19 protein-coding genes and 2 tRNA genes are annotated in these 26,714 nt (G+C 64.6%); 8 read left to right on the top strand and 13 right to left on the bottom strand.

What is annotated here, in order from left to right:
- Nucleotides 1-96: 96 nt before the first annotated feature.
- The 3 genes from P5703_RS01985 to P5703_RS01975 all read left to right on the top strand — a co-directional run bounded on the left by P5703_RS01985 (nt 97) and on the right by P5703_RS01975 (nt 3,380).
- Entirely contained in the window at nt 97-330 is a 234-nt protein-coding gene (locus P5703_RS01985) for a PP0621 family protein (RefSeq protein ID WP_013984074.1), read from the top strand.
- Nucleotides 320-1,912 carry a sensor histidine kinase gene (locus P5703_RS01980; protein ID WP_017244514.1) on the top strand — a complete coding sequence of 531 codons (1,593 nt, stop codon included), beginning with the start codon at nt 320-322 and terminating at the stop codon, nt 1,910-1,912. The genes P5703_RS01985 and P5703_RS01980 overlap by 11 nt, the downstream gene beginning before the upstream one ends.
- Before the next feature lie 130 nt (nt 1,913-2,042).
- Nucleotides 2,043-3,380, top strand: coding sequence for a sigma-54-dependent transcriptional regulator (locus P5703_RS01975; RefSeq protein ID WP_026006503.1), 1,338 nt, complete (start codon nt 2,043-2,045; stop codon nt 3,378-3,380).
- 43 nt (nt 3,381-3,423) lie between these two features.
- On the opposite strand, the gene P5703_RS01970 is transcribed toward P5703_RS01975, so the two are convergent.
- Complete coding sequence (locus P5703_RS01970) at nt 3,424-4,482, bottom strand: DUF2333 family protein (RefSeq protein WP_011914666.1); 1,059 nt, start codon at nt 4,480-4,482, stop codon at nt 3,424-3,426.
- A gap of 232 nt (nt 4,483-4,714) precedes the next feature.
- Here P5703_RS01970 and P5703_RS01965 point away from each other — a divergent pair, with 232 nt between their 5' ends.
- A complete protein-coding gene (locus tag P5703_RS01965) occupies nt 4,715-6,310 on the top strand; it encodes a diguanylate cyclase (RefSeq protein ID WP_279641544.1) in 1,596 nt (531 codons plus the stop codon).
- Nucleotides 6,311-6,437: 127 nt separating this feature from the next.
- On the top strand, nt 6,438-8,399 hold the full coding sequence (locus P5703_RS01960; RefSeq protein WP_279641543.1) for a methyl-accepting chemotaxis protein: 1,962 nt from the start codon (nt 6,438-6,440) through the stop codon (nt 8,397-8,399).
- 53 nt (nt 8,400-8,452) lie between these two features.
- On the opposite strand, the gene P5703_RS01955 is transcribed toward P5703_RS01960, so the two are convergent.
- Complete coding sequence (locus tag P5703_RS01955; RefSeq protein ID WP_279641542.1) at nt 8,453-10,732, bottom strand: YgiQ family radical SAM protein; 2,280 nt, start codon at nt 10,730-10,732, stop codon at nt 8,453-8,455.
- A gap of 168 nt (nt 10,733-10,900) precedes the next feature.
- Between P5703_RS01955 and P5703_RS01950 the strand changes: the two genes are divergently transcribed.
- Nucleotides 10,901-12,763 (top strand): diguanylate cyclase domain-containing protein, encoded by a 1,863-nt coding sequence (locus P5703_RS01950; RefSeq protein ID WP_279641541.1) that lies wholly within the window; start codon nt 10,901-10,903, stop codon nt 12,761-12,763.
- On the opposite strand, the gene alr is transcribed toward P5703_RS01950, so the two are convergent.
- The 9 genes from alr to rnr form a co-directional block, all read right to left on the bottom strand.
- A complete protein-coding gene (alr, locus tag P5703_RS01945; RefSeq protein ID WP_256043377.1) occupies nt 12,751-13,827 on the bottom strand; it encodes an alanine racemase in 1,077 nt (358 codons plus the stop codon). The two genes, P5703_RS01950 and alr, sit on opposite strands and share 13 nt — an antisense overlap.
- A 124-nt stretch (nt 13,828-13,951) precedes the next feature.
- A complete protein-coding gene (dnaB, locus tag P5703_RS01940) occupies nt 13,952-15,346 on the bottom strand; it encodes a replicative DNA helicase (protein ID WP_013984082.1) in 1,395 nt (464 codons plus the stop codon).
- Nucleotides 15,347-15,450: 104 nt separating this feature from the next.
- The gene (rplI, locus tag P5703_RS01935) at nt 15,451-15,897 is read right to left on the bottom strand and encodes a 50S ribosomal protein L9 (protein ID WP_011914672.1); all 447 of its coding nucleotides are present in this window, start codon (nt 15,895-15,897) and stop codon (nt 15,451-15,453) included.
- A gap of 21 nt (nt 15,898-15,918) precedes the next feature.
- Nucleotides 15,919-16,812, bottom strand: a complete 894-nt coding sequence (locus P5703_RS01930) for a YybS family protein (protein WP_013984083.1) — start codon at nt 16,810-16,812, stop codon at nt 15,919-15,921.
- A 34-nt stretch (nt 16,813-16,846) separates the two neighbouring features.
- A complete protein-coding gene (rpsR, locus tag P5703_RS01925) occupies nt 16,847-17,077 on the bottom strand; it encodes a 30S ribosomal protein S18 (protein WP_003283112.1) in 231 nt (76 codons plus the stop codon).
- 28 nt (nt 17,078-17,105) lie between these two features.
- Nucleotides 17,106-17,522, bottom strand: a complete 417-nt coding sequence (gene rpsF, locus P5703_RS01920; RefSeq protein WP_011914674.1) for a 30S ribosomal protein S6 — start codon at nt 17,520-17,522, stop codon at nt 17,106-17,108.
- 179 nt (nt 17,523-17,701) lie between these two features.
- Nucleotides 17,702-19,861 (bottom strand): PAS domain-containing protein, encoded by a 2,160-nt coding sequence (locus P5703_RS01915; RefSeq protein ID WP_279641540.1) that lies wholly within the window; start codon nt 19,859-19,861, stop codon nt 17,702-17,704.
- A 172-nt stretch (nt 19,862-20,033) separates the two neighbouring features.
- Nucleotides 20,034-20,789, bottom strand: a complete 756-nt coding sequence (gene rlmB / locus P5703_RS01910; protein WP_011914676.1) for a 23S rRNA (guanosine(2251)-2'-O)-methyltransferase RlmB — start codon at nt 20,787-20,789, stop codon at nt 20,034-20,036.
- A complete protein-coding gene (rnr, locus tag P5703_RS01905) occupies nt 20,786-23,287 on the bottom strand; it encodes a ribonuclease R (protein WP_279641539.1) in 2,502 nt (833 codons plus the stop codon). Before rnr ends, rlmB begins: the two co-directional genes overlap by 4 nt.
- A gap of 204 nt (nt 23,288-23,491) precedes the next feature.
- On the opposite strand from rnr, the gene P5703_RS01900 reads away from it, so the two are divergent.
- A tRNA-Leu gene (locus P5703_RS01900) sits at nt 23,492-23,578 on the top strand.
- A gap of 118 nt (nt 23,579-23,696) precedes the next feature.
- A tRNA-Leu gene (locus tag P5703_RS01895) sits at nt 23,697-23,783 on the top strand.
- Nucleotides 23,784-23,924: 141 nt separating this feature from the next.
- Here P5703_RS01895 and P5703_RS01890 read toward each other — a convergent pair.
- Together P5703_RS01890 and P5703_RS01885 are read right to left on the bottom strand one after the other, a co-directional pair.
- A complete protein-coding gene (locus tag P5703_RS01890) occupies nt 23,925-25,220 on the bottom strand; it encodes an adenylosuccinate synthase (RefSeq protein WP_014597763.1) in 1,296 nt (431 codons plus the stop codon).
- A 90-nt stretch (nt 25,221-25,310) separates the two neighbouring features.
- The gene (locus P5703_RS01885) at nt 25,311-26,498 is read right to left on the bottom strand and encodes an ATP phosphoribosyltransferase regulatory subunit (RefSeq protein ID WP_020305920.1); all 1,188 of its coding nucleotides are present in this window, start codon (nt 26,496-26,498) and stop codon (nt 25,311-25,313) included.
- Nucleotides 26,499-26,714 lie beyond the last annotated feature (216 nt).

Raw genomic sequence — 26,714 nt, 5'->3', positions numbered from 1 at the left:
TCGAGCCCTGTGCTCGTCACCGTCGGCGCACCGGGCCAGGACCGGCCCTGGCTCGACCAGTGGCCGGTCGCCACGCATAAACAGGAAGGAATCGATATGGGGCTGTTTCGACTGCTGTTCTGGATCGCACTGATCGCCGCCGCCTTCTGGCTGTGGCGCCGCCTGACCCGGAAGAAGACGCCTACCGCGCAACAGCAGGGCAGCCTGCCGATGGTCCGCTGCGCTCAATGCGGCGTGCACGTGCCGCAGAACCAGGCCCTGCAGGCCCATGACCGCTGGTACTGCAGCCAGGCTCACCTCGAGCAGGACAGCACCTCTGGTGGGCACTGAGAACCTCACCTTCCTCGGCGATCAGGGGCGGCGCATCCTTCGCCTGTATCACCTCTACCGCCTGACCATTGGCCTCGCGCTGGTGCTGCTGATCAGCAGCGACCTGCACAACGATCTGCTGCAGATGAGCAATCCGCAACTGTTTCAGTACGGCGCCTGGCTCTATCTGATCCTCAACATCATCGTCGCGGTGCTGGTGCAGAGCCCCGAGCGCGACCTGCCAGTGCTCAGCCTGGCGCTGATGGACGTGATCCTGCTGTCGGGATTGTTCTATTTTGGCGGAGGAACGCCGAGCGGCATCGGCAACCTGCTGATCGTCGCCGTCGCCATCGCCAATATTCTCCTGCGGGGGCGGGTCGGTTTCTTCATCGCCGCGGTCGCTGCCACCGGCCTGATCTACCTGACCTTCTACCTGAGCATCAGCCGTTCCGAAGCCAGCAGCCAATACGTCCAGGCCGGTGCGCTCGGAACGCTGTGCTTCGCCGCAGCCTTTCTCGTCCAGGGACTGACTCGGCGCCTGCAGGTCAGCGAGACTCTGGCCCGCCAGCGCGCCGAGGAGGTCGCCAACCTCGAGGCCCTCAACGCCCTGATCCTGCAGCGCATGCGCACCGGCATCATGGTGTTGGACCCGCAGGAGCGCGTGCTCCTGGCCAACCAGGGGGCGCTGCAGTTGCTCGGCCAGGAATCGCTGGCCGGCGAGCGCCTCGCGCCGCGCTGCCCGGAGCTGCTCAAGGCACTGCAGCACTGGCGTGGCAATCCTACACTGCGCCCGCCGAACCTCAAGGCCACCCCCGGCGGACCGACGCTGCAGCCGAGTTTCGCCGCCCTGCAGCACGGCAACAAGCTCGACACTCTGGTGTTCCTCGAGGACATCTCGCAGATCGCCCAGAAGGCCCAGCAACTCAAGCTCGCCTCCCTCGGACGACTCACAGCCAGCATTGCCCATGAAATCCGCAATCCGCTGGGCGCCATCAGCCATGCTGCTCAACTGCTACAGGAATCCGAAGAGCTGGACGGCCCGGATCGGCGGCTGGCGCAGATCATCCAGGACCACTCGCGGCGGATGAATCTGGTCATCGAGAACGTGCTGCAGCTTTCCCGGCGCCGCCAGGCGGAGCCCCAGCTGCTGGATCTCAAATACTGGCTGCATCGCTTCGTCAGCGAGTTCCGCCAGGGGCTCAGCCCGCAGCAGACGGTTCACCTGGAAACCATCGGCAGCTCGCTGCAGACGCGCATGGATCCCAACCAGCTGACCCAGGTGCTCACCAACCTGGTGCAGAACGGCCTGCGCTACAGCGGCAAGGAGCACGATCGCGCTCAGGTCTGGCTCCGCCTGTTTCGCGACGAAGCCAGCGATCTGCCGGTCGTTGAGGTCCTCGACGATGGGCCCGGCATCGCCGCCGAGCAGTTGCACAACGTTTTCGAACCCTTCTTCACCACCGAGAGCAAAGGCACCGGGCTCGGGCTGTACATCTCCCGCGAGCTGTGCGAGAGCAACCAGGCACGCCTGGACTACCGCGAGCGCGCCGAAGGCGGCAGCTGCTTCCGCATCGTCTTCGCGCACCCGCGCAAGCTGAGCTAGGCGCGGCAGAACAGTTGCCGGCAACGCATCACACATCGACCAAAGCGGCAGCCACGGCGGCGCCGGGAGAGTTAACATGCTCGCCAGCCGCCCGGAAGGCGACACCCGCTTCAGGAACCAGAGCAAGACCATGACCGCGCGCCAGAAAGCCCTGATCATCGACGACGAGCCGGACATCCGCGAGCTGCTGGAGATCACCCTCGGCCGCATGAAGCTCGATACCCGCAGCGCACGCAACCTAAAGGAGGCGCGCGAGCTGCTGGCACGCGAGCACTACGACCTGTGCCTGACCGATATGCGCCTGCCCGACGGCAGTGGCCTCGAGCTGGTCCAGCACATCCAGCAACAGTACCCGCAACTGCCCGTGGCGATGATCACCGCCTATGGCAGTCTGGATACCGCCATCGGCGCACTCAAGGCCGGTGCGTTCGACTTTCTCACCAAACCGGTGGATCTGAACCGCCTGCGCGAGCTGGTCAGCACCGCCCTGCGCCTGCGCGCGCCCGCAGCCGAGGCGCCGGTGGACAGTCGCCTGCTGGGCAGCTCGCCGCCGATGAAAACCTTGCGCAAGCAGATCGGCAAGCTCGCCCGCAGCCAGGCACCCGTCTACATCAGCGGCGAGTCGGGCAGCGGCAAGGAACTGGTGGCACGCCTGATTCACGAGCAGGGCCCGCGCAGCGAAAAGCCATTCGTGCCGGTCAACTGCGGTGCCATTCCGTCGGAGCTGATGGAAAGCGAGTTCTTCGGCCACAAGAAGGGCAGCTTCAGCGGCGCCATCGAGGACAAGCCCGGCCTGTTCCAGGCCGCGAACGGTGGCACGCTGTTTCTCGACGAGGTGGCGGACCTGCCGCTGCCGATGCAGGTCAAGCTGCTGCGCGCCATCCAGGAAAAGGCCGTGCGTGCCGTTGGCGGTGCGCAGGAAGTGATGGTCGATGTACGCATCCTCTGTGCCACCCACAAGGATCTCGCCAGCGAGGTCGCCGCAGGCCGTTTTCGCCAGGATCTCTACTACCGCCTGAATGTCATCGAACTGCGTGTACCGCCACTACGCGAACGCCGGGAAGACATCGGCCTGCTCGCCGATGTCATGCTGCGCCGTCTGGCGCAGGAATGCGGCGAGGCCACGGCCCGCCTGCATCCCGATGCCCTGGCCAAGCTGGAGAACTATCGCTTTCCGGGCAACGTCCGCGAGCTGGAGAACATGCTCGAACGCGCCTACACCCTGTGCGAAGGCGACGAGATCAAGGCTGGCGACCTGCGCCTGGCGGATAGCCCAGGCCTGCCGGAAAACGGCGAAGCCAGCCTGGCGCAGATCGACAACCTGGAGGACCACCTGGAGGAGATCGAGCGCAAGCTGATCATGCAGGCCCTCGAAGAAACACGCTGGAACCGCACCGCGGCCGCCCAGCGACTGGGGCTGACCTTCCGCTCGATGCGTTACCGTCTGAAGAAACTCGGACTGGACTGAGTGGCAGGCGTAGACGCCTGCCACCGGACACGAACGCTGCGTCCTACCCCTGCGACAGCAGGTTGCGCAGATCGATGATCGCCGCGTTGGCGCGGGAGATGTAGTTGGCCATCACCAGCGAGTGATTGGCCAGCACGCCGTAGCCGCTGCCGTTGAGCACCATCGGGCTCCACAGCGGCTCCTGCGCCGCCTCCAGCTCACGAATGATCTGCCTGACGCTGATCGTGGCGTTCTTCTTGGCCAGCACGTCGGCGAAGTCCACCTCGATCGCCCGCAGCAGATGTGACAGCGCCCAGGCCTGACCACGCGCCTCGAAGAATACATTGTCGATCTGCATCCAGGGCGTCTCGACCACCTGCTCCTTGACCTGCGGCACGATGCCGGCCCGCTCCTGCTCCGGTGCGATATCGGCATCCAGGCGCACCCGACCGACACTTGCCGACAGGCGCTGGGACAACGATCCGAGGCGGGTCGCCGCATCACCCAACCAGTTGTTCAGGTTGTCGGCGCGGGTATAGAACAACGCCTTGGGCTCCGGCTCGCTGAGGCGGGCCAGATAGCGATCCAGACTGCGGATGCCGTTGCGGTATTCACTTTCCGAGGCAGGCAGGGTCCAGCTGCGGTTGTCGAAGTTGAACAGCGGCTCGGCCTTGGCCAGATCCGGGTCCTCGGTGGACTGTGACTGCGAACGGGCGAAATCCTTGCGCAGCGCCCGCGCCAGATCACGAACCTGCACCAGCACGCCGTATTCCCAGCTCGGCATGTTGTCCAGCCACAGCCCCGGCGGGGCGATGTCATTGCTCAGATAGCCGCCGGGCTTGTCCAGCAGGGTACTGGCCACGCGCTTGAGGGTTTCCACCGTCGTATAGCCGCTGACCAGCTGGCGCTGCGAAGCCTCCGCCGCCTGGCGCGTATGCTGCTGTACCGGAAACAGGTCCGGCTCGCGACTCCAGTACCATCCCAGCAGCAGCGTCACCAGCAGGTAGATGCCCAGCAGAGCGGCAAGAATCAGCAGAAGCGGGTTGCCTGCGCGTTGGCCAGCCGCTCCGGCCGAGCCGTTGGAGCGGCCGAGGCGAGCGAAGCGATTCTTCCAATCCGACATGGGCTGTGTGTCCTTCTGGCGAGTTCAGGGGTTCGACCGCCCGGCACCGGAGACGTTGCGCAGGCATGCTTTTTTACTATAACGCAGGGCCCAGGCGTGCTCAGCGCCAAATTGAGAACCACTACCGCGCAATGCCCTTCCAAAGCGCACCGACGGTGATAGCATACAGCTATTACAACGCACCAGGGCAGCGCACCAGGGCAGCGCACCTGGCGCGCCAGGAATAGTCGCGATGTCGGATCAGGAAGAGCTTAAACAGCATTTCGCCCAGCGGGTCATCCACCAGGCACGGGAAGTGCTGGAGGTCTGGCAGCAACTGCAACGCAGCGAATGGAACGAGGACTACCATGCCGCGTTGACCGAAGCGACGACTCGTCTTCGGCGCTTTGCCGATCGCTTCGAGCAGACCGAGCACAGCGAGCTGGCGTTGAACATCGAGGATTGCCTGAGCGACATCCGCGACAACCGCGGACGCCTGTCCAGCAGCACCATCTCCACATTGAGTCAGCTGATCTATCGCCTTGCCCGCACCGGACTGCGCCACAGCGATCCGCACAACCAGGCGTTCCTGCCGCCGCTGAGCAAGCCGGTGTACATCGCCCTGCAAGACAAGGAGCGCGCCGAGCATCTGGTACGCCAGCTGGGCTTCTTCAGCATGTCCGCACAGGCCTTCAGCAATGTCGCCGCGTTCCGCACGGCGATGCATCGCCGGCACCCGGCCGCCATCGTGATGGAGGTGGACTTCAACGGACCGGGCGAAGGGCTGCGCCTCGCCGAACAGGTGCAACTCGGTCTGGAGCCGAAGCTGCCCATGCTGTTCTTCAGCCACGCCGAAACCGACACGCCGACTCGCCTGGCCGCCGTCCGCGCCGGCGGTCTGGAGTTCTTCACCGGTACCCTGGACGCCAGCAGCCTGCTGGAGAAGATCGAGATATTCACCCGCACCGCGCATTACGAGCCGATTCGCGTGCTGATCATCGATGACTCGCGTGCCCAGGCGACGCATACCGAACGGGTGCTGAACAACGCCGGCATCGTCACCCAGACCCTGACCGAGCCGATCCAGGCCATCGGCGCACTCGCCGAGTTCCAGCCGGACCTGATCATCCTCGACATGTACATGCCAGACTGCCAGGGCACCGAGCTGGCCAAGGTAATCCGCCAGCATGAGCGCTACGTCAGCGTGCCGATCATCTACCTGTCCGCCGAGGACGATCTGGACAAGCAGCTCGACGCCATGGGCGAAGGCGGCGACGACTTTCTCACCAAGCCGATCAAGCCGAGCCACCTGATCGCCACGGTACGCACCCGCGCCACCCGCGCGCGCAGCCTGAAGGCACGCATCGTGCGCGACAGCCTCACCGGTCTGTACAACCACACCCACAGCCTGCAGCTGCTCGAGGATGCTCACTTGCGCGCCCGTCGCGACAATCGACCGCTGAGCTTCGCCATGCTCGACATCGATCATTTCAAGCAGGTCAACGACACCTTCGGCCACCCCATGGGTGACCGGGTCATCAAGAGCCTGGCGCTGTTTCTCAAGCAGCGCCTGCGCAAGACCGATCACATCGGCCGCTATGGTGGCGAGGAGTTCGCCGTGGTGCTGCCAGACACCCCGGCGGAGGCCGCCTGCACGGTACTGAACGAGATCCGCCAGCGTTTCGCCGAGATCCGTTTCCCGGCACAGCCGCGCGATCTGAGCTGCACCTTCAGCTGCGGCATCACCGAGCTGACCGCCGATGCCGAGGTCAAGACGCTTACCCAGCAGGCCGACGAGGCGCTCTATCGTGCCAAGCACGCAGGCCGTAACCGCGTCGAGCGTTACTAGCCGCCAATACAGGCGCGGCCGCCAACGTCGCGGGTCGTGTAGCGATCGTCGGAGCGGCCGGCTGTCACGCAAACGACATCAAACTGCCATACCTTGCAAGGTCTCCGAATTGCTTTGCGAGGCGAGCATGCGCCTGAAGTCGCTCACCACTCTCAATACCCTGCTGCTGATCGCAGTGTGTCTGGCACTGGGCGCGACGCTCTGGTGGTCCGAGCGCGCCATGGAGCGCCCCTACCTGCTGATGGTGCGCTATCTGGCACTGTCCCAGCAGTTTCAGCAGCAGGCGGTGGACAACATTCACGGCTACCTCGCCAGCGGTGACGCGCTGCGCCACAGCCAGGCGCAGCAGGCACTCAGCGAATTCGCCGATGACAGCAGCGCGCTACCGCAGGACCTGGCCGCGCGGCTGCGTCCCAGCCTCGCCGAACTGGCGCGCTTCACCGCCAACGAGCTGCTGGCCGCGGGCAAGCTGGCCGGCGACCCGCAAGGGCTGCTGCTGCAGGCCGAGCGCGAAATGGCCGGCGTGCTCTCGCAGCTCGACGACTACCGCGCGCACGCCGATCATCCACGCGCCGCAGACTATCAGCGCCCCCTGTTCGCCGCCGGGCAGCAGCTGTTTCGTCTGAGCCACGCCCGCGCCAAGCTGGTGAGCAGCGGCCATGACGAGCTGGCCTCCGAGGTGGAGCAGGTGCTGCGCAGCCTGGAGCAGGAGGCGGCACGACTCGACACGCTGCCGCTGCTCGGCGTGCTCACCCAGAACCAGTCGGCCACCAGCACCTTTGCCGCGCTGCTCGACCTGGGGGCGGCAGCGGATCAGCACAGCGAAGACCGTGGCATCGCCCTCAAGCGCGAGTTCGCCAGCCTGATCAAGCGCTACCCGGCCGAGCTGCAGCGCACCCGCGAGCTGATCCGCCAGCGCAGCGCGCTGCTCGACAGCAGCGCGCAGAAGATTGCCAGCGTCGAGCAGGCGCTGGCCGAACTGGAGCCCGCCGTGCGCGCCGAGCACAGCCGCATCCAGAGCGAAGTGCGCCTGATCCAGATCGGCATCATCGCGCTGATCCTGCTCATCGCCCTGGCGATCGACCGCCTGCAGCGTCAGCTGACTCGAGCCCTCGGCCAACTGGTGCCGGCCCTCTCCAGCTGGGCGAAGGGCGATTTCGCCAGCGCGGTGCGCATCGAGACGAAAATAACTGAAATCACCGATATCGAGACCTCGCTCAACCGCCTGCGCAGCTACCTGCTGGAGCTGGTTGGGACGCTGCGCCAGCAGGCAACCCAGGTTGCAGCCAGCAGCCGCAACCTCGATGAAATGAGCAGCGATCTGCATGACGCGGCCCAGCGCCAGACCGGCGAAACCGCGCAGATTCGCGATTCGCTGGGCGAGCTGGAAGCGACCATCCAGCAGGTGGCCGATGGCGCTGGAGAAGCGGCTGAAGCGAGTCGCGCCGCCGCCCGAGCGGTGCAGCACGGCCAGCAGGTGATCGGCCAGAGCCTGACCGGCCTGCATGGGCTGGTCAGCGAGGTACAGGGCAACGCTGTGGCAATCGAACGACTGGCCGACGAAACCGTCACCATTGGCAAGGTCCTGACGGTCATTCGCGCGATTGCCGAGCAAACCAATCTGCTGGCGCTCAATGCGGCGATCGAAGCGGCCCGCGCCGGCGGGCATGGCCGAGGCTTCGCCGTGGTCGCGGACGAAGTGCGCTCACTGGCACAGCGCACCAGCGGGGCCACCGAGGAAATCCAGCAGCTGATCGGCCGTCTGCAGCAGGCCGCACGGCAGTCCGTAGAGGCGATGCGCAGTCAGGTCGAGCATGCCGAAAGCACCGCGAGTCTCGCCCAGAGTGCCGATCAGGCGCTGGACGAGATCGTCTCGACCATCGCCACCATCAGTCGCATGGCCGAACGGATCGCCCAGGCCACGGCCCAGCAGGGCGAAGCGGTGGGCGAAATCCGTGGCCACAGCGAACGCATCCACCAACTGGGCGACGCCAACCTGAACCACATCAGCCGGGGCCGTGAGCAGAGTGCGCAGATGCTACAGCTGGGCAGCGAACTGGATCGTGCGACCCAGGCGTTCAGGTTCTAAAAAAGAAAACGGAGCCTGGCGCTCCGTTTTCCTATGCCGAAGAACCGCTACCGCTAACGGGGTGCAACCGGGCGCTGCGGCTTGCGGCCCTTGCCGGCGGGCTTGCCACCGTTGGCCGCCTTGCGCCGCGCCTCGGCGGCGGCCTTGGCCTGCTCGCGCTTGTCCCAGACGTTGCCGTCGTGGCTGCGTGGCGGCAGGCCGTTGTGCTGGGTGAGGATCTTGCCACCCTGCCCGGCCTTCTTGCTGCCGACCGGCGTGGAGTTCTTGCGTCGCGCGCTCTGGTAGCCGTCCACCGCCGGCTGGTGCGCGGGGATCAGCTGATGCTTGCCGCTGCCGATCAGGTCGGCGCGACCCATGCGGATCAGCGCCTCGCGCAAGAGCGGCCAGCCCTTGGGGTCGTGATAGCGCAGGAAGGCCTTGTGCAGGCGACGCTGCTCCTCGCTCTTGACGATGGTCACACCCTCGCTCTTGTAGGTCACCTTGCGCAGCGGGTTCTTGCCGCTGTGGTACATCGCGGTGGCGGTGGCCATTGGCGAGGGATAGAAGGCCTGCACCTGGTCGGCGCGGAAGCCGTTGGCCTTGAGCCACAGGGCGAGGTTGAGCATGTCCTCGTCGGTGGTGCCCGGATGCGCGGCAATGAAGTACGGAATCAGGTACTGCTCCTTGCCCGCCTCTTTCGAGTACTTCTCGAACATGCGCTTGAAGCGGTCATAGGTGCCGATGCCCGGCTTCATCATCTTGTCCAGCGGACCACGCTCGGTATGCTCCGGCGCAATCTTCAGGTAACCGCCGACATGGTGGGTGACCAGCTCCTTGACGTACTCCGGCGACTCGACGGCGAGGTCGTAGCGCAGGCCGGAGGCGATCAGGATCTTCTTCACGCCCGGCAGTGCACGCGCCTTGCGGTACAGCTCGATCAGTGAGCCGTGATCGGTATCGAGGTTCTCGCAGATGCCGGGGAACACGCAGGACGGTTTGCGGCAGTGCTTCTCGATTTCGTGGCTCTTGCAGGCCAGGCGATACATGTTGGCAGTCGGGCCGCCGAGATCGGAGACCACACCGGTGAAGCCCGGCACGTTCTTCATTTCCTCGATCTCGTGCAGGATCGACTCGTGGGAGCGGCTCTGGATGATGCGCCCCTCGTGCTCGGTGATCGAGCAGAAGGTGCAGCCACCGAAGCAGCCGCGCATGATGTTCACCGAGAAGCGGATCATCTCGTAGGCGGGAATCTTCGCGCCGTGGTATGCCGGATGCGGCACGCGCGCATAGGGCGCGGCGAACACGAAGTCCATTTCCTCGGTGGTCAGCGGAATCGGCGGCGGATTGAGCCACAGCTCACGGTCGTCGTGACGCTGCACCAGCGCGCGGGCGTTGCCTGGGTTGGTTTCCAGGTGCAGCACCCGGTTGGCGTGGGCGTACAGCGCCGGATCGTTGCGCACCTTTTCGAAGGACGGCAGACGGATCACCGTGCGCTCACGCGTAAGCTTCGGGTGCGGCAGCAGCTCCACCGGCCGGGCTTCGTTCGGGTCGTCTTGCGGCCCCTTGTCCTTCTCGATGGCGCACGCGGGCAGGTCCTGCGTGTTGACGTAAGGGTTGATGAGCTTGTCGATCTTGCCCGGGCGGTCGATGCGCGTGGAGTCGATCTCGAACCAGCCTTCGGGTGTGTCCTTGCGAATGAACGCGGTGCCGCGCACGTCGGTGATCGCTTCAACCGGCTCGCCACGCGCCAGGCGCTGCGCCACCTCGACGATGGCGCGCTCGGCATTGCCGTAGAGCAGGATGTCCGCGGTGGCGTCCAGCAGGATCGAGCGGCGCACCTTGTCCGACCAGTAGTCGTAATGAGCGATGCGGCGCAGCGAGGCCTCGATGCCGCCGAGCACCACCGGCACATGTTTGTAGGCCTCCTTGCAGCGCTGGCTATAGACCAGGCTGGCGCGATCCGGCCGCTTGCCGGCCAGGCCTCCCGGGGTATAGGCGTCATCGGAGCGGACCTTGCGATCGGCGGTGTAGCGATTGATCATCGAGTCCATGTTGCCGGCCGCGACGCCGAAGAACAGATTCGGCTCGCCGAGCTGCATGAAGTCGTCTTTGCTCTGCCAGTCCGGCTGGCTGATGATGCCCACGCGAAAGCCCTGGGCCTCGAGCAGACGGCCGATGATCGCCATGCCGAAGGACGGATGATCGACATAGGCGTCACCCGTGACGATGATGATGTCGCACGAGTCCCAGCCGAGCTGATCCATCTCCTCCCTGCTCATCGGCAGGAACGGCGCCGGACCGAAACACTCGGCCCAGTACTTGGGATAGTCGAACAGTGGCTTGACGGCGTGCATGGCGGAAAACCGGGGCAACGAAAACGGGCGCGGAATATAGCACAAAAAATAACCAAGCCCGACCACTGTGCAGGGTCTTTATCGGCCTTGCCGACAGGCGCGCGCTGCGCTTTCGTCTCCCGCTATACTCGCGCCACCCGACCCACGCATCGAGCCCGGGAGATCCTGGTGCACGCCGTCCTCCTTGCCCTGCTGCTGTGCCTAGGCACGCTCTTGCCAGCCCATGCCGATACCGCCCTGATCGGCGTGCATGACAGCGGCCGAAGTCTGAATGCCCATGTGGAACTGCTGATGGATCCCGGCGCCGAGTTGAAGGTGACGGACCTGCAACGCCCTGAGGTGCAGGCGCGCTTTCAGCCGTCGCAGGGCAAGGCCAGCGTCGGCCAGAGCCCGCACCCCTGGTGGGTTCGGGTCACGCTGCAGCGGGCCAGCGACGCGCCGTCTCGATGGTGGCTGGAAGTTGGCTCGGTGACCCTGAAAGACCTGCGCATCTATTTGCCGGACGGCAACGGTGGCTGGACCGAGCGTCAATCCGGCGAGCTGGTCGGCTTTCACGAAGGGCGCGACCACGCGTACCGGCGCATGCTGTTCCGCCTGCCGGAGCTTAGCGACCAGCGCCCGCTGACCTTTTATCTGCGCAGCTACGATCCGGCCGGCAACTCCTTTCCGCTCAAGGTCTGGCAGCTCGACGCCCTGCAGGAGCAGGCAGTGGGCGAGAACCTGTTTCTCGGCCTGATCTATGGCCTGATCCTGGCCATGCTGCTGTACAACCTGTTCATCTTCCTCAGCCTGCGCGATACCGCCTATTTCTGGTACGTGATGACCACCAGCGGCGCGCTGCTGATGATCCTGGGCATGACCGGACACGGCTTTCAGTACCTCTGGCCGAACGGACCGGTGCCCTTCTGGCTGGATCGCATCAGCATCCCGGCGCTCTGGGGCTTCAGCGCCTGCCGCTTCACCCAGACCCTGCTGCAGACCCGCCGTTTCGTGCCCTGGGCCCATCGCCTGCTGACCTTCGCCCTGTGCCTCTATGTCACGGCCGTGCTGCTCAACATCTTCGGGCTGCGCGCGTTCGGCGCCTGGGTCTTCGTCGCGCTGGCCCTGACCGCGATCCCGGCCTCGCTCTGGGCCTCGTTCCGCCGCTGGCGCCAGGGTTACTTTCCCGCCCTGCTCTACCTCTGCGGCTTCGGCGTGATCCTGGGCAGCGTCAACCTGCTGTTGCTGCGCGCCACCGGCGTGATTCAGCCGGCGGCCTGGAGCGGCTACGTCTTTCCGCTGGCGGTGGCGGCCGAATCCATCCTGTTCTCCTTCGCCCTGGCCTCGCGCATCCAGATACTCAAGCAGGAACGGGCGGCGGCGCTGGAGCATGCCGACCGGGAGAAGTCCGCGCGACTGAAGCAGGTCCAGGCCAGCGCCGAACAACTCAGCCTGGCGGTGGAGGCGCGTACCGCCGAGCTGGCACAGGCCAACCGGGACCTCAGCGAACGGGAAATCGAACTCAAACAGGCCGCCTTCCACGACCCGCTGACCGAACTGCCCAATCGCCGCTACCTCATCGAGCGCGTCGAAGCGGCCATCGCCGAGGCCGCGCGGCGCGGTGAGTCGATTGCGCTGCTACTGATCGATCTGGACCACTTCAAGCCGATCAACGACGGCCATGGCCACGACGCCGGTGATCTCCTGTTGCGCACACTGGGCCAGCGACTGCGCAGCCTGGTGCGCAGCAGCGACATGGCAGCCCGGCTGGGCGGGGATGAATTCGCGATACTGCTGACCGGGGCAACCGTTGAACAGGATGCCGGGCAGGTCGCCGAACGCCTGTTGCACGAGCTGTCGTTGCCGGTGCCTTACCGGGGCACCAGCCTGGCGGTGACCGTGAGCGTCGGCGCCGCGTTCTTTCCGCACCATGCCGAGGAGTTCAGCCGGCTCTACAAGGCCGCTGACGAGGCGCTCTACCGCGCCAAGCAGCAGGGCCGGGCGAGCTGGGTCCAGCAGGACGGCCGCGCGCCGGCCGATCAGCCGACATAACGGCGCGGCACCCGCCCGGTCACCTTGGTCAGCAGCTCGTAGCCGATGGTGCCGCAGGCCTGGGCGAGCTCATCGATAGGCATCTGTGCGCCCCACAGCTCCACCGCGTCGCCGAGCTGCGCCTGCGGCAGGTCGGTCAGATCCACGGCGAGCATGTCCATCGACACCCGCCCGGCCAGCGGCACGCGCTGCCCATGGATCACCAACGAGGTGCCGGAAGGCGCGGTACGCGGATAACCATCGGCATAGCCGCAGCTGACGGTGCCGATACGCGAAGGGCGCTGCGCCACCCAGCTCGCACCGTAGCCAACGCTTTCACCGACCGGCACGTCGCGCACCGCGATCAGCGCGCCGGTCAGCGTCATCACAGGTTTCAGTCCAAGCTCCCGGGCGCTCAGCTCGGCGAACGGCGTCGCACCGTAGAGCATGATGCCAGGCCGGATCCAGGCCATATGCGCCTGCGGCAGGGTCAGCACGGCGGCGGAATTGGCCAGCGAACAGTGCTCGAACGGGAGCTCCAGCAGCTCTGCGTAGCGCTCCAGCTGGGTTTCGGTCAGCGCATGGCCACGCTCGTCGGCGCAGGCGAAGTGACTGATCAGATTGAGTTCGCCGACCTGGGCCCCTCCCTTGAGCCGCGCGTGACACTCGCGCAGGCCGTCCACGCTGAAGCCCAGCCGGTGCATGCCCGAATCCAGCTTGAGCCAGACGTTCAATGGCCGCGCCAGGTCGGCGGCCAGCAGCCAGTCGGCCTGGCGCGCGTCCTGAACGGCGATGTCCAGCCCCAGCTCGGCCGCGCGCAGATACTCGGATGGCTCGAAGCAGCCTTCCAGCAGCAGGATGCGCGCTTCGGGTGCGCATCCGCGAATCACCTCCGCCTCTTCCAGGCAGGCCACGGCGAAACCATCGGCAATCTCGCGCAATGCCGTTACCGCCTCTGGCGCACCATGGCCATAGGCGTTGGCCTTGACCACGGCGAAGGCCTTGCGCTGGGGTGCGCATTGTTTGGCGAGCAGGTAGTTGTGACGAAGCGCGGTCAGGTCGACCGTGGCAACCAGCGGACGCATGGGACTGTTCCTGTACAACGGCGGGTGAGGCTGGAATCTTACTCCGCTCGGCACGACCGTGCAGACCGGAACTCGGCGAGGGGCATGGACGACACCCTGCCCCGACGCCGAGCGAGGCGGACGACTAGTCGTCGTCGAACTGATAGCTGCCCGGCGCGAGGTTCTCGAAGCGCGAGTACTTGCCGAGGAAGGCCAGCCGGGTGGTGCCGATCGGGCCGTTCCGCTGCTTGCCGATGATGATCTCGGCGACGCCCTTGTACTCGGTTTCCGGGTGATACACCTCGTCGCGGTAGACGAACATGATGATATCCGCATCCTGCTCGATCGCCCCCGATTCACGAAGGTCTGAGTTCACCGGGCGCTTGTTGGGTCGCTGCTCCAGCGAGCGGTTGAGCTGCGACAGAGCGATCACCGGACAGTTGAATTCCTTCGCCAGGCCCTTTAGCGAGCGCGAGATTTCGGAAATCTCGTTGACCCGGCTGTCGCCGCTGGACCCTGGAATCTGCATCAGCTGCAGGTAGTCGACCATGATCAGCGCGATCTCGCCGTGCTCGCGGGCCAGGCGACGGGTCCGCGCACGCATCTCCGAGGGGCTGATGCCAGCGGTATCGTCGATGAACAACTTGCGATCGTTGAGCAGGTTGACGGCCGAGGTCAGTCGCGGCCAGTCATCGTCATCGAGCTTACCGGCGCGCACCTTGGTCTGGTCGATGCGCCCGAGCGAAGCGAGCATACGAATGACGATGGAGTCGGCGGGCATTTCCAGAGAGAACACCAGCACCGCCTTGTCGGTACGCAGCACGGCGTTTTCCACCAGGTTCATGGCGAAGGTGGTCTTGCCCATGGACGGACGGCCGGCAACGATGATCAGGTCGGCCGGCTGCAGGCCGCTGGTGGCTTCGTCCAGATCGGTGAAACCGGTGGACAGGCCGGTGATCGCCTCGCCAGCATTGAACAGGGTGTCGATGCGGTCGATGGCCTTGACCAGAATGTCGTTGATGCCGATCGGCCCACCGGTCTTCGGTCGCGCTTCGGCAATCTGGAAGATCAGTCGCTCGGCTTCGTCGAGGATCTCCTCGCCGGTGCGGCCCTGCGGGGCATAGGCGCTGTCGGCGATCTCGTTGCTGATGCCGATCAGCTGGCGCAGCGTCGCCCGCTCACGAATGATCTGCGCGTACGCCTTGATGTTCGCAACCGACGGTGTGTTCTTGGCCAGTTCGCCGAGATAGGCGAGGCCGCCCACCTGGGACAGGTGCCCCTCCTTGTCCAGCTGTTCGGACAGGGTGACCACGTCGAACGGCGAGTTGCGTTCGGCCAGGGCGAAGATGGCGCGGAAGATGAGGCGATGATCGTGGCGATAGAAGTCGCCGTCGGATACCTGGTCGAGCACACGCTCCCAGGCATTGTTGTCCAGCATCAGACCGCCAAGCACCGCCTGCTCAGCCTCGATGGAGTGTGGCGGCACCTTGAGCGCGGCGGTTTCCAGATCGTACTGCTGGGGGACACTGATGTCGTTCATGGCACTCGAAATTCGAAACTACGGAAAAAACAAAGGGCACGTTCCACTCGCGCGGAAACGTGCCCGATGTTACTCGTCAGGCACCAGCGGTGCCAGACGACGGCTTAGCCGGCTACGACGATCAGCTTGACGGTCGCTTCGACGTCGGTGTGCAGGTGCACAGCCACGTCGTATTCGCCGGTCTGGCGAATGGTGCCGTTCGGCAGACGAACTTCGCTCTTGGCCACTTCGACGCCGGAGGCGGTCAGGGCATCGGCGATGTCGGCAGTGCCGATGGAACCGAACAGCTTGCCCTCATCGCCCGCGGTAGCGGTGATGGTGACTTCCAGTTCGGCCAGCTGAGCAGCGCGAGTTTCGGCAGAAGCCTTCTTCTCGGCAGCAGCTTTTTCCAGCTCGGCGCGGCGGGCTTCGAACTCGGCGATGTTGGCCGGGGTCGCAGCGGTAGCCTTGCCTTGCGGCAGCAGGTAGTTACGGCCGTAACCGGCCTTGACGTTTACCTTGTCGCCCAGGTTGCCCAGGTTGGCGATCTTTTCCAGCAGGATGACTTCCATTTGAGTCTTACCTCTTAACTTTTAACCTTCACCGTTCGCAGGTCCCGCGCCGTTCTTGCCGGCCGCGCGACCACGAAAATCAAACAGACTGTCGACAATGGCCAAAACGGCCAGTAGCGGATAAATCAACTGCATGAACAGCACCAGCGTGACGTACAGCCCCACCAGCCAGAACCGCGGCAGACGCCCCTGAGCGACCAGTCCGTGCATCAGCGCGAGACCGGCGAACACCAGCGGCACACTGCACAGCGGCGTCAGCACGGCCAGCTGCGCACCGAGATTCGGCCCCAGCAGCATGCCCACCAACAGCAGCATCGCCAGCATCGGCGGAAACCGCAGCGCACGAAACTCGCTGCCGAAACCACCCGGGTTGTACAGCGCGGCCTGCCAGTAGCGCCCCAGCATCAGGCTCAGCAGAGTGACGATCTGCAGCAACGCGGCCAGCAGGCCGGTCAGCACGGGCACCAACAGCGACTCCAGACGCCCGCGCTCTTCCACCGAAAGCTGCTGATAGGCCCCCGACAGCGCGTCGGGCAACACTTTCTGCAGTTCGCTGGCCAGCGCCGCAATCGGCTCGCCGAACACCGCACCGAGCGCCCAGACATACAACAGTCCGAGGCCCACGCTACATACCATCACTCGCACCCACGACGCATGACTGCGCAGCAGGAGCGCCAGCCCCAGCGAACCGAGCAGTACCAGCAGGGTTCGCGGATCGCCGAAGTACCACCAGGCCAGGGCCGGTATCACCGCCCAGACCAGCACACTCAACGCATCGTTCAGCCCGCGTCGCAGCAGCACGAGACTGCCTGCGGCAGCGCTCAGCCAGAACAACATGGGCAGTGCCGCAGCACCGGCCACCACGAAGATGGCCTGCATGCGGCCGCGCATGATGAACTCAGCCAGGGCGCGCATGCGATTTATCCTTTACTTCTGTCGACCAGCCGGATCAACGGCCGTGGCTGTCGGTGTAGGGCAGCAGGGCCAGGTAGCGGGCGCGCTTGATAGCGGTGGCCAGCTGACGCTGATAACGTGCCTTGGTTCCGGTGATGCGGCTAGGAACGATCTTGCCGGTCTCGGAGATGTAGGCCTTCAGGGTGTTGAGATCCTTGTAATCGATCTCTTTCACGCCTTCGGCGGTGAAGCGGCAGAACTTACGACGACGGAAAAAACGTGCCATGAAATAGGCTCCTCAATAGATCCGTGGATTACTCGTCAGCGTTGTTATCGCTGTCACTGTCGTTCTCGTTGGAGCCGTCAGTGTTGTCAGGGCGATCACGACGCTCGCGGCGCTCGCTACGGTTTTCCTCGGCCTTGAGCATTTCGGACTGCTCGGTCACGGCTTCGTCGCGACGAATGATCAGGTTGCGGATGACGGCGTCGTTGTAGCGGAAGTTGTCTTCCAGCTCGGCCAGGGCCTTGCCGCTGCACTCGACGTTCAGCATCACATAGTGAGCCTTGTGCACGTTGTTGATGGCATAAGCCAGCTGACGACGGCCCCAGTCTTCCAGACGATGGATCTTGCCACCGTCTTCTTCGATCAGCTTGGTGTAACGCTCCACCATGCCGCCGACCTGCTCGCTCTGGTCCGGGTGAACCAGAAAGATGATTTCGTAATGACGCATAACTGCTCCTTACGGGTTGCAGCCTGCCGACGATGCGGTCAGGCAAGGAGTGAATGACTTGTTGTCTTGCTTGCAGAAAGGCGCGCAAACGCCTGCCATCCAGGCAAGGGGCGCCATTCTAGAGAAGGGGCAACAGCGGCGCAAGGCAAACTGGTGATTATTTGACCAGCACGTGGTAATCAGCCACGTAGCGCCTCGCGCTCGGCGCGAATGCCGTCGAGCAGCTCGCGCACCTGGTGGATATCGTAGGGTTTGAGCATGGTGCGCAACCGCTCGACGCCGACGTCCGAAGCGTTGACGGCGTAGCCCGAGGCGATCACCACGGACAGTCGCGGATGCCGCGTCGCCGCCTCGCGCGCCAGGTCGATGCCACTCATGCCGGCCAGACCGACATCGGTCAGCAGCACGTCGAACGGCTCCCGCGCGAGCGCCTCGAGCGCTTCCTCGGCTGTCTCGCTGGCCACGACATCATGACCGAGTTCCATCATCACCTCGCCGGTCAGCATGCGCAGCGTGGGATCGTCCTCGACGAAGAGAATCTTGAGCGCACCGCCATCGGCCTCTGGCGCGACAGCCCCGGAAGAGGACGGCGCGCCCGCAGACGCTGGCGCTGGTTCAGCCGGAAGCTCCCCATCAGCCGCGCATGCCTGCTCGTCAATATGACGGGGCAGATGCACACGCACGGTGGTGCCTCCGCGCTCGCCGCTTTCCAGGCTGACGAAACCGCCGCTCTGCTTGACGAAGCCATAGACCATGCTCAGCCCGAGGCCGGACGCGTTGCTCGCCTGCTTGGTAGTGAAGAAGGGCTCGAACGCCCGGGCGCGGACGTCCTCGCTCATGCCGCTGCCTTCATCGATCACGCTGAGCAGCACATAGTCGCCGCCCTGCCCCGACGGGGCATCAGCAGCGATCAGACGATTCTCCAGGCGCAGCACCACGCGGCCGCTGCCAGACATCGCATCACGCGCATTCGCGGCCAGATTCAGCACCACGCTCTGCAGATTGCCGACATCGACGAACACCGGCCAGGGCTGGCCGAGCACTTCCAGCTCCAGCTGTACGGCCGAACCCAACGCGCCGTTGAGCAATTCATGCATCTGCTCGAGCAGCTGGGGCAGATGCACCTGCCTTGGCAGCAATGGCTGACGACTGGCGAAGGCCAGCAACTGCGAAGCCAGCCGGGCGCCTTTCTCCACGCCGCTGACGGCCGAATCCAGACGCCGGGCAGCGGTCTCGTCGCCACCGAGGCTGCGACGCAGCAGCTGCAGGTTGCCACCGATGATCTGCAACATGTTGTTGAAATCGTGCGCGATGCCGCCGGTCAGCTTGCCCACCGCCTCCAGCCGCTGCGCCTGCTGCAGAGCCTGTTCGGCGACCTGCCGCTCCGCCTCGCTCTGCTCTAGCGCCAGGGTTCGCTCGCGCACCAGCTCCTCGAGATGTTCACGATAGCGCTGCAATTCCGTTTCGTTGCGCTGCTGCTCGGTTACATCCTGCCCCTGCACGAAGATGCCGGTGACGTTGCCCTCGTTCTCGATGATCGGCTGCAGCACGAAGTCCAGAATCGTCTCTTCCGGCTCCCGGTCCGCTTGGCGCTTGAGAAACAGCGACACGCGCTTGCCGATATAGGATTGCCCGGTGCGGTAGACCTCGTCCAGCAGGTCGATCAGCCCCTGGTCGACAACTTCGGGCAGGCCCTCGCGAACCGTCTTGCCCAGCAGCTGGCGATGCCCGGTCACCTCTCGGTAGGCATCGTTGACCAGCTCATAGACGTGATTCGGCCCGCGCAGGAAACAGACGAATCCTGGCGCCTGCGCGAAGAGGCGCCGCAACTGCTCGCCCTCGGATTGCAGCAGCCTGGCGCGGGACATGACGCCTTGCTCGAGCTGCTGCACAGGCTGATGCCCGGCAGCCTGCTTCAGCGAATCCTTCATGGCCTGCAGCTCGGTGATGTCGGAGGTGTGCTGCAGGATGGCCACGACTTCGCCCTGCTCATCCAGGATCGGCGTGTGCGTGGCGCTCCAGTAGCGATCCTCGTAGACAGACCCGAGCGGCGTGTGGCGGGCGATGGAATAACGGATTACCGGCAGCGTATCGATGGCCTTGCGGCTGAGCACGCGGGCAAAGGAGTCGAGCAGCTCCTGCACACGAGTCGTCTCGGGGCTGAGCGGGTCTGCTGCGAACGCTTCGTGAAGGCGCTGCCCCTGGATCTCCTCCAGCCTGCGGCCGGTCAGGGCCAGGTAGGCCGCGTTGGCATCCAGGATGACCAGATCGCGGTCGAGCAGAACATAGGCGTTCGGCGACAGCCGGAACAGGCTTTCAAAAGACGGGCGCTGCTGCATACAACCTCCATGGTACGAGCCTGACGCCGCGTAACGAACCCAGCAAGGCTCCGAGTCTGGAGCCCTCAAGCAATATGATGAAAAGACGCTATCCGGCGAACCAGCCTGTGACAGCGATTGACCACAAAAAGGTCAGTCGGTTTCCGAACGAACCGGAAGGATCGGTCCGGGATCAATCGGTCGCCGCACCCCGCCCACGCTGACGTAGCGCTTCGAACAGGCAGACACCGGTGGCAACCGATACGTTGAGGCTGCTGACGCTCCCCGCCATGGGCAGGCGCACCAGATAGTCACAGTGCTCGCGGGTCAGTCGACGCATCCCGCGTCCTTCGGCGCCCATGACGAGCACGATGGGGCCGGTGAGGTCCTGCGCATAGAGCGACTGCTCAGCCTCGCCAGCGGTTCCGACGACCCACAACCCTTTCTGCTGCAACTTTTCCAGGGTGCGCGCCAGGTTGGTGACCGCCACCAACGGAATCACCTCGGCGGCACCACAGGCCACCTTGCGCACCGTGGCATTGAGGGTGGCGGACTTGTCCTTCGGCACAATCACCGCCAGCGCGCCGGCCGCGTCGGCCGTACGCAGACAGGCGCCGAGGTTGTGCGGATCGGTCACCCCGTCGAGCACCAGCAGCAATGGCGGGCCTTCGGCGCGATCGAGCAGCTCGTCGAGCATCGCCTCACCCCACACCTGACTCGGGCTGACGTCGGCCACCACGCCCTGATGCACGCCCTCGACCCAGGCATCCATCTCGCGGCGCTCGCACTGGCCGACACTGACCCGCGCCTGCGCGGCCAGTTCGATCAGCACCTGCACACGCGGGTCGCCCCGGCCTTCGGCCAGCCATACCTGCTTGACGCGCTTGGGATGATGGCGCAGCAACGCTTCCACGGCGTGCAGGCCATAGATCTTTTCCAGCTGACTCATGACTTGGCCTTGCGCTTTCTGGGACCACCGCTGGAGGCTGGCGACTTCTCGGCCGACTTGCCAGCGGACTTCGGCTTGGATGTGCCAGACCTGGACTTGCTGCCGCCTGCCTTGTCGGCCTTGCCCTTGCGGCCGCCCGACTTGGCCTCGGCCATCAATGCCTGCTTCAGCTCACGGCTCTTGCGGATATCGGCGTTACCCGGCTCACGGCCGCGCTCGCCGCTGTCACGCTGGCCAGCTGTCTTGCTGCCCCCGGCGATCAGCTCGAAGTCGATCTTGCGTTCGTCCAGGTCGACGCGCATGACACGCACCTCGACGCTGTCGCCAAGGCGGAAACTGCGACCGCTACGCTCACCGGAGAGGCGGTGATGCAGCGGGTCGAAGTGGTAGTAGTCGCCCGGCATCGCCGTGACATGCACCAGGCCCTCGACATAGATGTCGGTCAGCTCGACGAACAGGCCGAAGCCCGTGACCGCGGTGATCACACCAGGGAAGGTCTCGCCGACGCGATCCTTCATGAACTCGCACTTGAGCCAGTTGACCACGTCGCGGGTGGCCTCGTCGGCGCGCCGCTCGGTCATCGAACACTGTTCGCCCAGTTGCTCCAGCGCCGCCTCGTCATACGGGTAGATGCGCGCCTTGGGCATGCTCGGGGCGCCTTCACGCCGCACGTGCGGCGTGTCTCGCCGGGACCGGATGACGCTGCGAATGGCGCGATGCACCAGCAGGTCCGGATAGCGCCGGATCGGCGAAGTGAAGTGTGCATAGGCTTCGTAGTTCAGACCGAAGTGACCATGGTTCTCGGCACTGTAGACCGCCTGGCTCAGCGAACGCAGCATCACCGTCTGGATCACATGAAAATCCGGACGCCCCTGGATCTTCTCCAGCAGCGCCTGGTAATCCTTGGGCGTCGGCCCCTCCTTGCCCTTGTGCAGGGAAAGCCCCAGCTCACCGAGGAAGGCGCGCAGCTTCTCCTGACGCTCCAGCGGCGGTGCGTCGTGCACGCGATACAGCGCAGGGATCTCATGCTTCTGCAGGAACGCCGCGGTGGCGACGTTGGCGCAGAGCATGCACTCCTCGATCAGCTTGTGCGCATCGTTGCGCTCGGTGGGCTTGATCGCGGCGATCTTGCGATCGGCACCGAAGACGATGCGGGTTTCCTGAGTCTCGAAATCGATCGCACCGCGGGTATGGCGCGCCTTGAGCAGCACCTTATAAAGCGAATAGAGCTGCTTGAGGTGCGGTAGCACTTCGGCATACTCGGCGCTGAGCCGCTTGCCTTCGGCAGACTTGGGCTGCTCCAGCATCGCGCTGACCTTGTTGTAGGTCAGCCGTGCATGGGAGTGGATCACCGCTTCGTAGAACTGGTAGTCGGTCATCTTTCCCGACTTGCTCAGGGTGATCTCGCAGACCATGGCCAGACGATCGACATGGGGATTCAGCGAGCAGAGGCCGTTGGACAGCTCCTCGGGCAGCATCGGCACCACGCGCTCGGGGAAGTACACCGAGTTGCCGCGAACCACAGCTTCCTTGTCGAGCGCCGAGTCCACCTTCACATAGTGCGACACATCGGCAATGGCCACATACAGACGGAACCCGCCGGTCAGCAGCTTCCAGCCGCCCGGCTTCTCGCAGTAGACCGCATCGTCGAAGTCGCGAGCATCCTCGCCGTCGATGGTGACGAACGGCAGATGGCGCAGGTCGACGCGCTTGTGCTTGTCCTTTTCCTCCACCTCGGGCTTGAGCCGCGCAGCCTCCTTGAGCACCGCCTCGGGCCATACGTGCGGAATATCGAAGCTGCGCAGCGCGACGTCGATCTCCATGCCCGGCGCCATGTAGTTGCCGATCACCTCGACGATATCGCCCTGCGGCTGGAAGCGCTGCGTCGGCCAGTGAGTGATCTTTACCTCGACGAACTGACCCGGCTTGGCATCCAGCGCCCGCCCGGGCGTGACCAGCACTTCCTGCTGAATCTTGGGGTTGTCCGGAACGACGAAACCGACATCGCTCTCGATGTGATAACGGCCCACGATGCTCTCGTGAGCGCGGCTGATCACCTCGACGATGGCGCCTTCGCGGCGCCCACGGCGATCGAGGCCCGCGACACGCGCCAGACAGCGGTCACCATCGAACACCAGGCGCATCTGCGCCGGGCTGAGGAACAGGTCGTCGCTGCCATCATCGGGGATGAGGAAGCCAAAACCGTCACGATGGCCGCTGACGCGCCCGCAGACCAGGTCCAGCTTGTCCACCGGGGCATAGGTGCCGCGCCGGGTGTAGATCAGCTGGCCGTCTCGCTCCATCGCACGCAGGCGGCGACGCAGCGCTTCGATATCTTCGTCGGACTCCAGCCCGAACTCTTCCACCAGCTCTTCACGGGCAGCTGGCGAGCCACGTTCGCCGAGATGCTGAAGAATCAGCTCACGGCTGGGAATAGGGTTTTCGTACTTTTCCGCTTCACGAGCGGCCTCGGGATCGAGGGATTGCCAATCGGCCATTAAGAGATGTCACCTTTCATTCATTTATAGAGGCAGAACGCCCTTTTTCTATTGAAGCGCGAATCGCTGCCGGACGGCAGCTTTCATGCGAATTATTTTTCGCCATCAGGGGTTTACAAGGCCAAACCTCGGCCGTATAGTTCGCGCCCACAATGTCTGGCAGACGTTGTAACACGGAAACGGCCAAGTATCATCGTTTCTCGTGCCCAGGTGGCGGAATTGGTAGACGCACTAGGTTCAGGTCCTAGCGGTGGCAACACCGTGGAAGTTCGAGTCTTCTCCTGGGCACCACTCTTCAAATGAAACCCGCATCATTGATGCGTGTCTCAGGCAGTAACGAAGATTGCCGACTTCGGCCGATTCGAATCGGCAAAATGGCAAAAAAGTCGGTGAGCAATCATCGCAATGTGCCCAGGTGGCGGAATTGGTAGACGCACTAGGTTCAGGTCCTAGCGGTGGCAACACCGTGGAAGTTCGAGTCTTCTCCTGGGCACCACTCTTCAAGAAAAAACCGAGCCCCCTGGCTCGGCTTTTTCGTTTCAGCCCGATAAAAATCCCCGTCGACCCAGACTCGCGTTGTCGCCAGCTCCAGTGAGCAAAAGACCGCCCGAAGGCGGTCTTTCTACCATGCGCGCTATCAGGCGTACGGATGACGCAACACGATGGTCTCGTTGCGGTCCGGACCAGTGGAGATGATATCCACTGGCGCCTCGATCAGCTCTTCCAGTCGCTTGATGTAAGCGCGAGCATTGGCCGGCAGCTCGTCAAGACTCTTGGCGCCAACGGTCGACTCGCTCCAACCCGGCATGTCCTCGTACACCGGCTGCAGACCGTCGTAGCTGTCGGCATCGGTCGGCGCATCGACCAACACTTCGCCATTGCGATCCTTGTAGCCGACGCAGATGCGGATGGTCTCCAGCCCGTCGAGCACGTCGAGCTTGGTCAGGCAGATCCCGGAGATGCTGTTGATCTCGATGGCACGGCGCAGGATGACGGCATCGAACCAGCCGCAACGACGCGCACGCCCGGTGGTCGAGCCGAACTCATGACCACGCTCAGCCAGGCGGGCGCCGACGTCATCGAACAGCTCGGTGGGGAACGGACCGGAGCCCACACGAGTGGTGTAGGCCTTGGTGATGCCGAGGATGTAGTCCAGGTACAGCGGACCGAAGCCGGAACCGGTCGCCGTGCCGCCAGCCGTTGTGCTGGAGCTGGTCACGTACGGATAGGTGCCGTGGTCGATGTCCAGCAGCGAGCCCTGCGCACCTTCGAACATGATGCAGGCACCCTGCTTGCGCAGCTCGTGCAGACGGGCGGTGACATCGGTGATCAGCGGCTTGAGGATTTCCGCGTAGCCGAGGGCCTCGTCGAGAGTCTTCTGGAAATCAACCGGCTCGACCTTGTAGAAGTTCTGCAGCACGAAGTTGTGGTAGTCCAGCAGTTCGCGCAGCTTGACCGTGAAGCGCTCCGGATTGAACAGGTCACCGATGCGCAAGCCGCGACGCGCCACCTTGTCCTCGTACGCCGGACCGATACCGCGGCCGGTGGTGCCGATCTTGCCTTCCGAGCGCGACGCCTCGCGGGCCTGGTCCAGCGCCACATGGTAGGGCAGGATCAGGGTGCAGGACGGGCTGATGCGCAGGCGCTCGCGCACCGGCACACCCTTCTCTTCCAGCTTGGTGATTTCCCGCAGCAGCGCATCGGGCGCGACCACTACGCCATTGCCGATCAGGCATTGCACGTTGTCACGCAGGATGCCGGACGGGATCAGGTGCAGCACGGTCTTCTCACCGTCGATGACCAGGGTATGACCGGCATTGTGGCCGCCCTGGTAACGCACGACCGCAGCCGCCTGATCGGTCAGCAGATCGACGATCTTGCCCTTGCCCTCATCACCCCACTGGGTGCCCAGGACCACGACATTCTTACCCATAACCCTTTGTCCTCTTCGGCGAAGCATGCCGGCCGCAACCGGCGATAATCGAAACCTGGCCGGCGCCGCGAGCATGCGGCGCCATAGCCATCAGGACGCCAGCGAAGCCACCGTCCAGATACCATTACTCAACTGCAGCTGCCGATCACAGCCCAACTGCGCGGCATCGGCTTGCGACTGGCCGTCCAGCGCCTGCACCACGCGCTCACCCTGGCGGCGCAGATCGCGAATCGCCCCCCAGAGGCCGGACTCGTCGCCGTGTGGCGCCCAGATTCCGGCAACCGGCGTGGTCAGATCGGCGTTACCCAGACCGACCAGCGTTTTCAGATCGGTGGAGAAGCCTGTCGCCGGGCGCGCACGCCCGAAATCGGCACCGATGTCGTCGTACCGCCCGCCCTGGGCGATCGACTGCCCCACGCCCGGCACGAACGCGGCGAACACCATTCCAGTATGGTAGTGATAGCCACGCAATTCGCCCAAATCGAAGTACAACGGCACCTGCGGATAGCGCAGCGCGAGCTGGTCGGCCACCGTCGCCAGGGTTTCCAGCGCCGCCTGTACGTCAGCGGGCGCAGCGGCCAGCGCATGCCGAGCGTCGTCGAGCGTCTCGCGCCCACCACACAGACGCGCCAGCGCGCGGAGCATCGAGGCGAGGGCCGGATCAAGCGCCGCGGTCAACTGCTCGATCTCGTCCATGGCCTTGCGCTGCAGCGCGTCGAACAGGCGCTGCTCGGCCTCGCCACTCAGTGCGGCCGCCTTTGCCAGGCCGCGATAGATGCCTACATGACCGAGGTCCATGTGCACGTCGGGCACATCGGCCAGTTCGAGCATCTCCAGCATCAGGCTGATGACCTCGAGATCGCTGGACGCAGACGCATCACCGTACAGTTCTGCACCGAGCTGAATGGGGCTGCGCGAGGTGGAAAGCGCCTGCGGCTTGGCATGCAGCACGCTGCCGGCATAGCACAGCCGGCTCGGCCCTTCACGACGCAGGGTATGCGCATCGACGCGGGCCACCTGCGGGGTGATATCGGCACGCAGCCCCATCTGACGGCCGGAGAGCGGATCGATGACCTTGAAGGTGCGCAGGTCCAGGTCCTGCCCGGAACCGGTGAGCAATGACTCGAGGAATTCCACGTGCGGGGTGATGACCAGCTCGTAGCCCCAGCGCTGGAACAGATCCAGCACGCGCCGACGCGCCGTTTCGATACGCGCCGCCTCTGGCGGCAGCACCTCTTCGATGCCATCTGGCAAGAGCCAGCGGTCTACCGTTGCCATTCGCGAAATCACCTCTCGTTCCGGTAAGCCCAGACGAAAACCGCGGCTGCAGCCTCAGCTGGCCTCCGGTCGCGTGCAGTTGTGTTCGAACCATGGCATCCGAGCCATGCCCCTGAGGGGTCGGCATGACCACCGCATGCCTGGGATAGCCTGCGACCTCAAGGGCACAGACGCAAAAAAGCCGGGATTTTCCCGGCTGGCGGATCATAGCAACCT

The organism is Stutzerimonas sp. FeSN7 (assembly GCF_030263795.1).
Classification (GTDB): Bacteria; Pseudomonadota; Gammaproteobacteria; order Pseudomonadales; family Pseudomonadaceae; genus Stutzerimonas; species Stutzerimonas stutzeri.
The sequence above is the reverse complement of the archived record's forward strand: the minus strand, read 5'-3'. Positions and strand labels throughout refer to the sequence as shown.